Annotated in this window: 12 protein-coding genes; all 12 read right to left on the reverse strand. The window is 73.0% G+C overall.

Translation table 11 applies throughout. The annotated features are described in order from the left end of the window. Positions 1 to 19: 19 nt before the first annotated feature. The 12 genes from ACQF4J_RS03695 to ACQF4J_RS03750 all read right to left on the reverse strand — a co-directional run bounded on the left by ACQF4J_RS03695 (position 20) and on the right by ACQF4J_RS03750 (position 13,038). Positions 20 to 1,039 (reverse strand): sugar kinase, encoded by a 1,020-nt coding sequence (locus ACQF4J_RS03695; protein ID WP_351576004.1) that lies wholly within the window; start codon positions 1,037 to 1,039, stop codon positions 20 to 22. Further along, on the reverse strand, positions 1,036 to 1,380 hold the full coding sequence (locus ACQF4J_RS03700) for a hypothetical protein (RefSeq protein WP_351576001.1): 345 nt from the start codon (positions 1,378 to 1,380) through the stop codon (positions 1,036 to 1,038). Before ACQF4J_RS03700 ends, ACQF4J_RS03695 begins: the two co-directional genes overlap by 4 nt. Further along, a complete protein-coding gene (locus tag ACQF4J_RS03705) occupies positions 1,377 to 2,009 on the reverse strand; it encodes a bifunctional 4-hydroxy-2-oxoglutarate aldolase/2-dehydro-3-deoxy-phosphogluconate aldolase (RefSeq protein WP_351575998.1) in 633 nt (210 codons plus the stop codon). Before ACQF4J_RS03705 ends, ACQF4J_RS03700 begins: the two co-directional genes overlap by 4 nt. Positions 2,010 to 2,031: 22 nt before the next feature. Continuing rightward, on the reverse strand, positions 2,032 to 2,844 hold the full coding sequence (locus ACQF4J_RS03710; protein WP_351801140.1) for a hypothetical protein: 813 nt from the start codon (positions 2,842 to 2,844) through the stop codon (positions 2,032 to 2,034). Between the two features lie 5 nt (positions 2,845 to 2,849). Beyond that, entirely contained in the window at positions 2,850 to 3,995 is a 1,146-nt protein-coding gene (gene dgoD / locus ACQF4J_RS03715) for a galactonate dehydratase (RefSeq protein WP_351575992.1), read from the reverse strand. Then, positions 3,992 to 4,726 carry a FadR/GntR family transcriptional regulator gene (locus tag ACQF4J_RS03720; RefSeq protein ID WP_351801142.1) on the reverse strand — a complete coding sequence of 245 codons (735 nt, stop codon included), beginning with the start codon at positions 4,724 to 4,726 and terminating at the stop codon, positions 3,992 to 3,994. Before ACQF4J_RS03720 ends, dgoD begins: the two co-directional genes overlap by 4 nt. Before the next feature lie 37 nt (positions 4,727 to 4,763). Then, positions 4,764 to 5,537 (reverse strand): SDR family NAD(P)-dependent oxidoreductase, encoded by a 774-nt coding sequence (locus ACQF4J_RS03725; protein ID WP_351801144.1) that lies wholly within the window; start codon positions 5,535 to 5,537, stop codon positions 4,764 to 4,766. A gap of 61 nt (positions 5,538 to 5,598) precedes the next feature. Continuing rightward, complete coding sequence (locus ACQF4J_RS03730; RefSeq protein WP_427164529.1) at positions 5,599 to 7,695, reverse strand: alpha-galactosidase; 2,097 nt, start codon at positions 7,693 to 7,695, stop codon at positions 5,599 to 5,601. After that, a complete protein-coding gene (locus ACQF4J_RS03735) occupies positions 7,692 to 8,555 on the reverse strand; it encodes a carbohydrate ABC transporter permease (protein ID WP_427164530.1) in 864 nt (287 codons plus the stop codon). Before ACQF4J_RS03735 ends, ACQF4J_RS03730 begins: the two co-directional genes overlap by 4 nt. Further along, positions 8,555 to 9,490, reverse strand: coding sequence for a carbohydrate ABC transporter permease (locus ACQF4J_RS03740; RefSeq protein ID WP_351575977.1), 936 nt, complete (start codon positions 9,488 to 9,490; stop codon positions 8,555 to 8,557). The genes ACQF4J_RS03735 and ACQF4J_RS03740 overlap by 1 nt, the downstream gene beginning before the upstream one ends. Position 9,491: 1 nt before the next feature. Beyond that, positions 9,492 to 10,781: an ABC transporter substrate-binding protein gene (locus ACQF4J_RS03745; RefSeq protein ID WP_351575974.1), complete on the reverse strand. Its 1,290-nt coding sequence runs from the start codon at positions 10,779 to 10,781 to the stop codon at positions 9,492 to 9,494. Between the two features lie 115 nt (positions 10,782 to 10,896). Further along, positions 10,897 to 13,038: a glycoside hydrolase family 27 protein gene (locus tag ACQF4J_RS03750; RefSeq protein ID WP_427164533.1), complete on the reverse strand. Its 2,142-nt coding sequence runs from the start codon at positions 13,036 to 13,038 to the stop codon at positions 10,897 to 10,899. Positions 13,039 to 13,091 lie beyond the last annotated feature (53 nt).

The following is a 13,091-nucleotide window of genomic DNA, read 5'->3' on the forward strand; positions in this document are numbered from 1 at the left end:
CACGCTAACAGGCCGCTGCTCAGTGGTGTCGGTTTCCGAGGGACTCCCACTCGCGCTCCGGCAGGGTCAGGAGGCGTGTGATGTCGGTCGGGGTGGGCAACGGGCCGTGGTCGCCCGTTACTTGGAGGGCCGAGGCTGCGGTGATGTGGCCGAGTCTCAGGGCCTGGGGCACGGTGGCCTCTTGGTACAGCCCCGCCAGGAAGCCCGCGGCGAAGGCGTCTCCGGCGCCGACGGGTTCCACCACCTCGGTCCGTAGCGCCGGGACGATGTGGATGTCGTCCTCGGTGAAGGCGGTGGCGTTCCGGGAGCCGTCCTTGACCACGAGGAGGCGTGGACGCGGGATCAGGCGGCGCAGGCCGGTCGCTGTCAGGTCGGCGTCCCACAGGTTCCGCGCCTCGTCGAGACCGGCGAAGACGATGTCGGCCCGGTCGGCGAGCGCGCGCAGCAAGACTCCCGCGTCGCCGTCCGGCGGCCACAGGGCGGCCCGGTGGTTGACGTCGAAGCTGATCGCGTACGGCCGTTGCCCGGCCGGGGTGTCCAGGGCGCGGGTGACCAGCTCCCGGCAGGTGGGTGACAGGGCGGGCGTGATGCCGGTGAAGTGCAGCAGGGCCGCGGAGCGCACGGGTTCGCGGTCCAGCAGGTCGGGGCCGAGCCGGGTGGCCGCAGAGCCGGCCCGGTAGTAGTGCACGCGCGTGCCGGTGGGACTCGGGTCCTTCACGAGGAGCCCCGTGGGGTGCCCGGTCTCGGTGCGTACGTGGGAGACGTCGACCCCCGCGGCGGCGACGGTGGCGCGGACCCGGGCGCCCAGCGGGTCGTCTCCCAGTGCCGACAGCCAGGTCACGGGCACACCGTGGTCGGCCAGGTACATGGCCACGTTCGACTCCGCGCCGGCCACCGACAGGCGCAACTGCCGGGCCTGGGCGAGGGGTTCGGGCGGGTCCGGGGAGAGCGCCGCCATCGTCTCGCCGACGCAGACCACGGCTCCCGCGCCGGGCCACCACGGCCGGCTCCTCCGGGGCGCCGCTTCGAGCGCGCTCATACGGACCTCCGCGCCGCCACGTCGGCTCCGTACGACGGAAGGCCGGCCAGGAGCGAGGGTGCGGGGCGGTAGGGGGCGGCGGGCGCGCCGGGTACGTCGACCCGGACGCTGAACAGGCCGCCGTCGTACGGCCCGACGGGGTCGAGACCGACTCTCGCCGGTGCCACCGCTCCCAGCGGAACGGGCAGGGTGGCGACCGTCCGCAGGGGTGCGGTGGGGACGTCGGGGGCTACGAGGAGGCGGCCGGAGAGGATGTCGACCAGGACGAGGTGTTCGCCGGTCCAGCGGATGCCCTCACCCAGGTCGAGCCGGTCGGGCCGGGTGGGGTGCAACTCGGTCACGGCATGCTCTCCTGGACGGCCGCACGGAACGTACGGGCGCGTTCGCGCAGGGCGGTGATGCTCCCGCCGTCGGCGGCGTCGCCGACGAGGGGGGAGCCGACGCCGACCGCCGTGGCACCGGCGGCGAGGTACGCGCGGACGGCCGGCGCGTCGACGCCGCCCACCGGCACGAACAGTTCGTGCGGGAAGGGGCCGCGCAGTGCCTTCACATAGCCGGGGCCCCCGAACTGGGCCACGGGGAAGATCTTCAGCGCCGTCGCGCCGAGTGCGCCCGCGGTGACGATCTCGGTGGGCGTCAGCACACCGGCCAGCACCGGCATGCCCAACTCGACTGCCGTGCGCACGCCTTCGCCGAGCGCGGGGGTGACCGCGAAGTCGGCACCGGCGCGGTGGGCGGCGCGGGCGTCGTCGGCTGTCAGGACGGTGCCCGCGCCGAGCGGCGGGCCGGCGCCGAGGGTCTTGCGTGCCCGTTCGACGACGGTCAGGGCGTCCGCCCCGGTGAGCGAGACCTCGACCAGTTCGATGCCTTCGTCGACCAGGGTCAGCACGGTACGCAACGCGGCTTCGGGGTCGCTTCCGCGCACGATGGCGAGAAGGCGGTGAGTCATCAGAGCGGATTTCAGATCCACGGTGCACTCCTTCCGGCGGGGTTCAGGGGCATGGGCAGCGGGCGGTCACGGTGAGCCGCCAGTGGACTTCGCCGGTGGCCGGGACGCATGCGGCATCGCCGTCCCCGGCGTCGGCGAGGTCGAAGACACGGCCGAGCATGGGTTCGACGCCGGTGCTGCGGTAGGGGGCCGGGGCGGGGAAGCCGCCGAGGTTGCGCCACAAAGCGACCGACGTCGGTTGGCCGTCCGCCTCCAGTGCCAGCGCCAGCCGGTCGGGGCCGTCGTGGACGCAGCAGTGGGCGGTGTCCACGACGGCCCCGACGGCGGTGCCGTCGTCGGGCCCGAACCGGTCCAGGGCCAGGCCCCTGGGCGCGGGCCAACTGCCCTCCAGCCAGGGGGCTCCGGCGGGCCAGGGGCCGGACAGCGACGGGGCCGCCTCCGGGAACAGCCGGGTCGGGGCGTCCCGGGGGGCGTGGAGCGTGGCGTGCTCGGACAGGTCCAGCAGGGCGTGAGCGGCCCATACGAAGCGGAAGCCCGGGTCGGCGCACAGGATGTAGTCGACCTCTGCGCCCCGGTCGGTGGTGCGGATGGCGCGGGCAAGGGTGAAGCGCTCGCAGTCCACCCGTTCCGTGTCCTGCGCGACGCTCCAGGGGCGGGACCAGGCGTCTCCGTGGTCGGGCGTACCGCGAACGGTCGGCAGGCACTCCTCCAGTCCGCCGGCGTCGACGAAGCCGTCGCCGGGCCGGACGCGGCCGCGTTCGGGTGCGTCGCGATGCCACAGCCATTCCCGGCCGCCCGCCTTGAGCGAGGTCCAGCGGCCGCCGTGGTCCGGGTCGGTGACGATCTCCACGCGCACCGGGCTCACCACTCGGCGAAGGAGCCGTCGGGGTGGCGCCACACCGGATTGCGCCAGGCGTGGCTGCCCCGGTCGGCGGCGCGTACGGCGGCCTCGTCGACGGTGACGCCCAGGCCCGGCCGGTCACCGCGCAGGGCGTGTCCCTCGACGAAGCGGAACGGCTCGGGGTCGACGACGTAGGACAGCAGGTCGGCGGCCTTGTTGTAGTGGATGCCGCGGCTCTGTTCCTGGATCAGGAAGTTCGGTGTCGCGAACGCGAGTTGCAGACCGGCGGCCAGGGCGACGGGGCCGAGCGGGCAGTGCGGGGCGAGGAGGGCGCCGTAGGTCTCGGCGAGCGAGGCGATGCGGTGCACCTCGGAGATGCCGCCCGCATGGGACAGGTCAGGCTGCACGACGGCGACGCCGGCGGTGAGGACGGGCAGGAACTCGGCGCGTGAGTAGAGCCGTTCGCCGGTCGCGAGCGGCACGGGACCGCAGGTGACGAGATCCGCGAGCAGATGGCTCTGCTCGGGCAGGACGGGTTCCTCCACGAACAGCGGGTGCAGCGGGGCCAGTTCGGCGAGGACGCGGCGGGCGCCGGCGGCGGTGAAACGGCCGTGGAAGTCGACGGCGACATCGCGGTCGGGGCCCAGGATCTCGCGTGCCACCGCGACGCGCTCGACGACGGCCGCGGTCTCGGCTGCGGTGGGAATCGGCGAGGTCGCGCCGGCGGCGTTCATCTTCACCGCCGTGAAGCCCGCCTCGACCTGGGCGGTGACCTGCTCGCGCAGATGGCTCGGCTCGTCGCCGCCGACCCAGGCGTAGACCCGCACCCGGTCGCGCACCGGGCCGCCCAGCAGGGCGTGCACGGGGGCGCCGTAGGCCTGGCCCGCGATGTCCCACAGCGCCTGGTCGAGACCGGCCACGGCGCTGGACAGCACGGGGCCGCCGCGGTAGAAACCGCCCTTGGTCAGCACCTGCCAGTGGTCCTGGATGCGCAGCGGGTCCTGGCCGAGGAGGTGTTCCGCCAGCACGTCGACGGCGCTGCGCACCACTTCGGCGCGCCCCTCGACGACCGGCTCCCCCCACCCGACGAGGCCGTCGTCGGTCTCGATGCGGCAGAACAGCCAGCGCGGCGGGACCATGAAGGTTTCGATGCGGGCGATCTTCACTTGTGGCGGGGGCCTTTCGTGTCGTCGTCGCCGTCGATCCGGTCCAGGTCGCGGCCGGCCTGGTCGAGCAGGGCGCGCATGGCGGCCTCCGCGGCGTCCGGGTCCCGGTCGCGCACCGCGTCCAGGACGGCGCGGTGGGCCGGGACCGGGTCCTCGCTGTGCGGGGAGCTGTGCACGATGCGGTCGCGGTGGGCCAGGCCCGACTCGATGACCATCTCCATGCGTTCGAGCAGCTCGTTGTGGGTCGCGTTGAGCAGCGCGCGGTGGAAGGCGAGGTCCGCCTCGACGGCGTGCGCGGCGGAGGCGTCCTGGTCCATGGCCTCCAGGGCGGCGTCCAGGGCGGCCACGTCGGCGTCGGTGCGGCGCTGGGCGGCGAGGCGGACGGCCGCGGGTTCGATGATGGCGCGGACCTCGGCGAGGTTGCGCAGCAGGGCCCGATCGGCCCCGTCGGCCCCGCCGCCCTCGAACTGCCAGCGCAGCACGTCGGCGTCGAGAAGGTTCCAGTCGGAGCGGGCGCGCACGAACGTGCCGCGTTTCTGCCGGGCGTCGACCATGCCCTTGGCGGCGAGCACCTTCAGCGACTCGCGCAGGGCCGTGAGACTGACGTCGAGTTCGCTCTGCAGGGCGACGAGATCCAGCGTCGAGCCTTCCGGGAGCTCCCCGCCCAGGATGCGGCGGGCCAGGGCTTCCACGGTCTGGCCGTGCACGCCTCGGCGGGCGTAGGGGGTCATGTCGTGCTGCCTTTCTGCTGCGGGGTGGGGGGCCTGGTCATGCGGACGCTTTCACGACGCTCCAGCCGCCGTCGACCAGGAGGTGCGCGCCGGTGATGAAGGAGGCCTCGTCGCCGGCCAGGAAGGCGATGGCGGCGGCGACCTCCGCGGGGGTGCCGAAACGGCCCACGGCCGTCTCGGCGATGCTGCGCTCGCGGTCCTCGGGCGAGACCCTGTCCCAGGCGGCGGTGAGGACGGGGCCGGGCAGGACGGCGTTGACGCGGACCTGGCCGCCGTACTCGACGGCCAGCTGGCCGCACAGGGACAGCAGCGCGCCCTTCGCGGCGGCGTAGGCGGGGTGGCCGGGGATGCCCTTGTGGGCGTGGACGGACGAGGTCAGGACGACCGCGCCGCGGCGCTCGCGCAGGTCGGGCAGGAGGGCGCGGAAGCCGAGGAAGCCGCCGGTGAGGTTGACGTCGAGCTGCCGCTGCCAGGAGGGGAGGGACATTTCGTGGGCCGGTGTGACGTCGACGGTGTAGGCGTTGCTGACCAGGACGTCCACCGGCCCGAACCCGTGGGCGGCGGCCACGATCCGCTCCCAGTCCTCCTCGGCCGCGACGTCGGCGGTGACGGACCGGGCGGTGCCGCCGTCGCGGGTGATGCGCTCGGCGAGGGCCGTGCCCCGTTCGCCGTCGATGTCGGCGAGCACGACGGCGGCCCCCTCCTGCGCGAGACGTTCGGCCGTGGCGGCGCCGATGCCGGAGGCGGCACCGGTGATCACGGCGGTGCGGCCGGTGAACCGGGCGCCGGGGAGTCGTGGGGAGTGGTCCATCGCGGGGTCGGGCTCCTTCGTGCTGGCGGCGGCTCGTCGGCCGCGGTGGGACGGATGCGGGTCAGCCGGCCGGGTGCCTGGTCAGCACCACCAACTCGGCGTCGTGGGTGGCGCTCCAGGCGAGCGGCAGACCGTAGTGGAGCAGATGGGCGCCCGCGTACGTGACACCGCTCGCGGAGTCGTCGTAGCGCGCCGTCGGATCCAGGCCGCGCAGGCGGAGCCGGGCGGCGCGGCCGGGCAGCAGCGGGGCGCCGTCCAGGCGGCCGGTGCTGAAGGCGGCGACGACGGTGCGGCTGCCGTCCGGGGCGTCGTACTGGACGCCGCAGGTCGGGTCCTCGGGCGTGCCCAGCAAGTGTGCGTCACCGTGGTGGATCACGTCACGGACCTCCTTGTAGCGCGCGACCCACCGGGCGGCCTCGGCCCGCTGACCCGGCCCCCACTCGCGCAGGTCGGCTCCGATGCCCAGGACGCCGCACATCGCGGTGACGAAGCGGAAGGCGAGGCTGCGCGGGCGCGGGTCGAGGACGCCGAGCGCGTCGGTGACCCAGGAGCTCATCACGTGCGGCGCGTGGGCGTGCAGGAAGCCGAACTGGACGCGCAGCCGGTCCAGGGGGGCGGTGCTGTCGCTGGGCCAGACGACGTCGGTGCGGGCGAGCGTGGTGTGGTCGATCCGGCCGCCGCCGCCCGCGCAGCCCTCGACGGTGACGTCGGGGTGGGCGGCGCGCAGGTGGTCCAGGACGCGCAGGTAGCCGGCGACGTGCCCGGCGTCCAGGTCGAGGTGGTCGGCGGGTACGGCGCCGGGCCGGCCGCGCTCGGTGGGCGGGCGGTTCATGTCCCACTTCAGATAGCTGATGGCGTGTTCGCCCAGCAGCCGGTCCAGGGTCGCGATCACGAAGTCCTGGACGTCGGTGCGGCCGAGGTCGAGGAGCAGCTGGTTGCGTACCAGCCGGGCCGGGCGGTGGTCGATGCGGTAGACCCAGTCCGGGTGTTCGGCGTGCAAGCGGCTGCCGGGGCTGACGGCCTCGGGTTCGATCCACAGCCCGAAGTCGAGCCCGAGGGCGCGCACGTCGTCGACGAACCGGCCGAAGCCCTGCGGAAAGGCCACCGGGTCGGGTTGCCAGTCGCCCAGTCCGCCGGTGTCGTCGGCGCGGCCGGTGAACCATCCGTCGTCCACCACGAACAGTTCGGCCCCGATGTCCGCGGCCTGTTTGGCCAGCTCCAGCTGGCCGGCGGCGTCGACGTCGAAGCCGGTGGCCTCCCAGGAGTTGTACAGGACCTTGCGCCGGCGGTGCAGGCGCTCGCCGGCGAGCAGGCGCTCGTAGCGGTGCCAGGCGCGGGACAGCCCGGTGAGTCCGTCGGCGCTGAACGCGCAGGCCGCGCGCGGGGTCGTCAGGGTCTCGCCGGGAGCCAGGTGCACCACTCCCTCGTGCGGTACGCGTCCGGCCCGCACGCGCACGGTGGCTCCGGGTTCGGCCTGTGCGCTGATGTGCCAGTTGCCGGGCCATTCGAGGGCGATGCCGTAGACGGCGTCCGGTTGCCCGGCGTCCTGGACGGCGAGCCACGGCGCGTACGCGTGGCCGGGCGCGCCCTGGGTGCTGCCCATGGTGAACGTGCCCCGGCCCAGGTCGAGTTGGGTGCGCTGGAACTCCTGGGACCACTGGCCGGTCAGGTACGTCAGCCGGGCAGTCGTGGTCACCGGGACGGTGAAGGCGGCCGAGTCGATGCGCTCCAGGCGCAGCGGTTCCTCGCCCGTGCAGGTCAGTTCGGTCCAGCGGTGCAGGACGTCGGTGCCCGGCACGGTGGCGTAGCACAGGGTGGTGCGCAGGCCGAGGACGTCGTCGGTAAAGGTGAGCCGGAGGCCTCCGTCGTTCTGCTCAGCCCCTGTGAAGGTCCACCACACGCCGCGTTCGGAGCCGGGGCGTGCGGCGACCAGATCGGCCTCGGAGAAGGGCCGCAGCCCGTGCGGCAGGTACTCGGCGGGGGCGGCGTCGGCGGTGGTGATGAAGTGCGTGCGGTGGGACCAGTCGAGCGCCGACGGCCCGTCCTCCACGCCGTGCGGTCCCCAGGCCTCCAGTTCCGCCCAGGGGCCGTCCGTGGAGAGCCGTACGGTGTAGCTGGTGTGGTCGGTGCGCAGGGTCCAGCGCCGGGGTGGGGTCACTTGACGGCTCCGAGGTTCAGGCCGGCCACGAAGTGGCGCTGGAAGCGCAGGAACACGGCCACCGTGGGGGCGGCGGCGATGACGGAGCCGGCGGCGATCACGTTCCACATGGACACGTACTGTCCCTGGAGTCCGATGAGGGCGGCGGTGATCGGCATCCGGCTGTCGCTGCGCAGGACGGTGATCGCCCACAGCAGGTCGTTGAAGATCCAGGTGAAGGACAGTGCGCTGAGCGCTGCGAGCGCCGGACGGGTCAGCGGCAGGATGACGCGCCAGAAGATCTGCCAGGGGCTCGCGCCGTCCACGACGGCCGCCTGCTGGATCTCGACCGGGATCGCCCGCATGAAGCCGTGCAGGACGAAGACGTAGAAGCCGACGCCGAAGCCGATCTGCACGCCGATCAGGGCGGGCAGGGTGTCGTAGACCCCCATCATCTCGCTCAGCCTCGACACGGGGATGAGCAGGATCTGCGGGGGCAGCAGGTTCCCGCCGAGCATGAGCAGCAGCAGGAAGCGGCGCAGGGGCATGTCGTAGCGGCTGAGGGCGAAGGCGGCCATGGCCGCGAGCGCGAGGGTCAGCAGGACGCAGGGGACGGTGACGGCCAGGCTGTTGATCAGGGCGCGCTGCTGGCCGCCGTCGACCCACGCCTGGGGGAAGTTGTCCAGGGTGAACGAGCGCGGCCAACTGCCCAGGCCGTGCGCGGCGATGTCGTCGAACGAGCGCAGGCTGGTCACGAGGACCAGGAGGATGGGCAGCAGCCACAGGACGGCCAGGGCCCCGGCGCCGAGATGGAAGCCGGCGGTGGCGGCCTTGCGGCGGCGCAGCGCGCCGGTGGAGGTGTGCGGGCTCGTGGGGGCCATCAGTCGGCCTCCCGGAAGGCGCGCACCAGGTAGGCGGCGATGACTCCGAAGGCCAGCACGAAGATGACGACGGCGAGGGCGGAGCCGTATCCGAGACGCAGGGACTGGAAGGCGGTGGAGTACATGTAGGTGCTCAGCAGTTCGGAGGAGTGGTAGGGGCCGCCGCGGGTCAGCGACCAGACCACGTCGAAGGAGCGCAGCGAGTCGATGATGATGACGGACACCACGACGGCGTTGACGCTGCGCAGCTGAGGGAGCGTCACATGGCGGAAGCGCTGCCAGGGCCCGGCGCCGTCGACCTTGGCCGCCTCGTACAGGGCGGGGTCGATGCCCTTCAGGCCCGCGAGGTAGAGGACCATCACGTAGCCGATCTGCCGCCACAGGGCGGGCACGATCACCGCGTACAGGGCGGTGTCCTGGTCGGCGAGCCAGGCGTGGCGCAGGCTGTCGAGCCCGGCCGATTCCAGGAGGCGGTTGAGGACGCCGTCGGGCTGGTAGATGGCCTGCCAGACCAGGGCGGTGGCGACGAGGGAGAAGACGACCGGCAGGAACAGGGCCGCGCGGTAGAAGCCGACGCCCCGGCGCTCCTGCTGCAGCAGCAGGGCCGCGGCCAGGCCGAGCAGTGCGGACAGGCCGCCGAAGAGCAGCAGCCACAGCACGGTGTGGCCGGCCGCGCTGCGGAAGACGTCGTCGCCGGCCATCTCGCGGAAGTTGCCGAGACCGACGAACGTCGGCGCCGACACGCCGTCCCAGCGGGTCAGTGCGAGGTAGAAGCCCTGGAGGGCGGGCCAGAAGACCCACAGTGCCTCGGCGAGCAGGGGGACGAGGACGAAGGCCGGGACCAGGGGCGGTGTGCGCCGGGGCCCCCGGGCCCTGCCGCCGCGCACGGGAGCGGGGGCCGGGGGTGTGTGGCGCGGTGTGGTCAGGACGGCCATGTCAGGCGTTCCAGATCTTCTCGGCGTCGCGCTGCCACTGGGTGAGGATGCCGCCGACGTCCTTGGGGCGGGCGATGAACTTCGTCAGCGCGGTGTCGGCGGTGGGCTGGAGGGCGTCGCTGGAGTCGCGGTTGAAGAACTGGGTGATCTCGACGGCTTCCTGGATGTGCTTGCGGCCCTTGGCGACCAGTGCGGTGCCGGCGTCCTTGGCGGCGGGGTTGCAGGGCAGGACCGTGCCGGAGGAGCCCTTGATGTAGATCTCCTGCGCCTCGGCGGTGGCGAGGTAGCGCATCAGGTCGAAGACCTGCTCCCGGCGGCCGGTGCGGGCGCTGGCGAAGTACCCGTCGGTCGGGGCCTCTTCGGCGAGCGGGATCTTGGAGTCGATGACGGGGAAGCGGAAGAAGTCGATGTCGTCGAGGGCGTCCTTGGGCGCGGCGTCGGCGAAGAAGGTGCCGATGAGCATCATGCCGCTGCGGCCGTTGAGCAGGGCGGTGGTGGCGTCCTGGAAGGCGACGGCGGTGCCGTCGGGGTCGAAGTAGGGCAGCACCTCACGCCAGCGGTCGAAGACCCTGCGCACCTCGGGGTCGTCGAAACGGTGTTTGCCGGCGAGGAGTTCGCGGTGGTAGGCGGCTCCGTTGATCCGGATGTCGAGGTAGTCGAACCAGGCCGAGGCCACCCATGCCGTGCCGCCGCCCGCGCCCAGCCCGATCGGCGCCACCCCCTTCGCCTTGAGCCTGTCGCACAGGTCGAGGAAGTCGTCCCAGGTGGTGGGCGCGCTGACGCCCCACTTGGCGAAGTTCGACTTCCGGTAGAACATGCCCCACCAGTAGTAGGTGGTGGGGACGAAGACCTTCTTGCCGGAGCTCGCGGTGCACAGGCTGTTCAGGGCCTTGGAGTACTTCTCGAGGTCGGGTGAGGAGTTCCAGACCTCGTCCAGGTCGAGAAGCAGGTTCTTCTTCGCGTAGGCGTCCGCGACGGAGCCGGGGTACCAGGTGTACACGTCGGGCGGGTTGGCGGAGGTCAGGTAGGTCGGCAGTTGGGTGCGGAAGGTCTCCGCCGCCACGGTGTTCAGGCCGGCGCGTCCCTTGCCCTTCTTGCCGTAGGCGGCGACGAGGTCCCGCATCGCGGCCTTGGCCTGCGGTGCGGAGAGGTTCGACTGGAGCGTCACCGCGCCTTTGGAGGAGGTCGTGCCGGAGGAGGTTGAGGTGACGCAGCCGCTGAGCAGTGCCGAGGTACCGGCGGCTCCGAGTCCGGCGAGGACGTGCCGGCGGCTGGGCAGGTGGTGGGTCATTCGGGCTCCCGTGCGGGTTGCGGGCGGCGGGCCCGGCCTTCGTGGCGGCCGGGCCCGGCTCGCGGCGGATCAAGCGTCGCGTGGTGATCACGCCACGTCAAGATTAATTACTAATTTATTTGAACTGGGTTGTGTGGACGGAGCCGTCGACCCCGCGGAACACCACGTCGACGGAGCCGCCGGGCCCAGCGACCGCTCCGAGCGCGCCGTCGAAGGCCGCGCTCGGGAACTCCTGCCGCTTGGTCCAGCCCTGCCACGCCCCGTTCGCGTACCGCTGCTGCCAGAGCGTGTAGTCGGCCGCACGTGCGTACAGCACCACCCCGTCCCCCATGGCGACGAGGGTCGGACTGCCGCTCACCGTGCCGCCGAGCGACGTCCAGCCCGACCACTTCCCGGACGCGTCCCGCACGATGGTGCGCACGTCGTCCGCGGCGGTGCGTACGGCCACATGGACACGCCCGTTCGCGTCGACGACCGCCGACGGCCTGCCGTACACCGGCCGGTCGTCCGGCGCGCCGAGCGACGACCAGCCGGACGCGGGCCCGCGCCACACGACGTCCCCGGCGTCGCCGCGGGCGACGAGCGTCCAGTGCGCGGGGCCGGTGAAGGCCACGGTCGGCGCGTCGGTGAGGCGACCGCCCAGGTCCTGCCAGGCACGCCAGTGGCCGCCTGCGAAGACTCGGCGGTAGGCGTGGTCGTCGGTCCCGCGGACGAAGACGTCGATACGGCCGCCCGCGGAGGCGTAGGCGGCGGGCTGGCCCAGGATCCGCCCCCCGACCGGACCCGCGAGATCCCGCACGCGCGCCGGACGGTTGCCGTCCGCCGTGTGCTGGACGAGTGTGCCGCCCGGCCCGCGGAAGAAGGTGGTCAGGGTGTCGCCGTCGCGGACCACGGCCGGACTCGCCGAGGTCTTCGCGCCGAGGCTCGCGCCGGGCAGCGCGTCCTGCCCGGTGAGGCGGAGGGACGCGGTGCCGTGAGCGGGGACCTCCACGGTGTACGAACCCGTGTGGGTGCCGCGGTCGGCACGGGCCCGCAGGTCACGGACCTGGACGGGGCCGCCGAGGGCGGCGTCGGCGAATGTCACCGTGCGCGTGGCGGGCCGGTCGGAGCGGTTGAGCAGCACGACCGCTCGACGGCCGCGCCCGGAGAGCACCTTGCTGTAGACGTCGCCATCGGAGTCCGTGGCGATGCGCACCCCCTGGACGGCGAGCGGGTCCTGGTCGACAGCGACGATCTCCGGATTGCGCAGGGTGGCGATCATGGCCGGGGACAGGGTGCGCGGGTCGGACCCCAGCACGAGCGGGGAGGCCATCTCGGCCCACATCACGAACTGGGTGGTGGACTCCTCCTGCGTCAGCTCCAGCGAGCCGTCGGCCGTGCGGCGCATGGGGATGAGGTAGTCGGGGTCGTTGTAGTGGCCGGGCCCCTGCGCTTCGGGGTGCCAGGCGTTGGCGTCCATGTTGCGCAGGACGTCGGGCCACTCCCCCGGGGTCGGGGTACCCCAGGCGATGTCCGTTCCGGTGCGCCAGGAGTCGGCGATCGTCGGAGCGTAGGCGTAGGTGTTGTGCGCGTCCTGCTCCGGCGTGTGCGGCAGGCCCCAGTCGTCGGTCAGCGGGTTGCACAGGTTCAGCAGCATCCTGCGGCCCGACTTGGCGACGGCGTCGCTGAACTCCTTGTACGCCGGACCGGGATCGAGCTTGGCGCCGATCCCGCACAGGAAGTCGACCTTGATCGCGTCGATCTTCCAGTCCGCGAACTGCCGGGCGTCCGCCTCGTAGTGCCCCCGGCTGCCCAGACCGCAGCTGCGCCCGCCGTCGTACTCGCCGGCGTCGGTGTAGATGCCGGCCCGTAGCCCGCGCTTGTGCAGGTACGACACCAGGGCCGGTATGCCGGACGGAAAGCGGTCGGGGTTGGCCACCAACCGCCCCTGCGCGTCACGCGGGTTGTCCGCCTGCCAGCCGCCGTCGAGCCAGACGATGTCGTAGCCGCTGTCGCGCAGACCGCTGCTGACCAGCTTGTCCGCGACGGAACGCACCTCGCTCTCGGTGGGGGCGCCGAGGCCGTAGTAGGTGTTCCAGCCCATGTACGGCGTGGGCGCCAGGCCGCTGTCGTAGTAGGCGGGCGCACCCTGGTCGGCCCCGGTGTCCGCCGCCGCCGGGCAGACGCCGGACGCGGTCAGCACGGCTGTCGCCGCGCCGATGATCAGGGTCGAGGACCGGTGCTGTGGGGGTCTGTGTGCCGGCAACTGGGAAGTCACGTGCCTCTCCCGGTGGTTGGGAAGCGGGAAGACGTGAGGGCGGGCCGCGTCCG

Origin of the sequence: Streptomyces sp. C1-1, from assembly GCF_050214755.1 — a bacterium.
GTDB lineage: Bacteria > Actinomycetota > Actinomycetes > Streptomycetales > Streptomycetaceae > Streptomyces.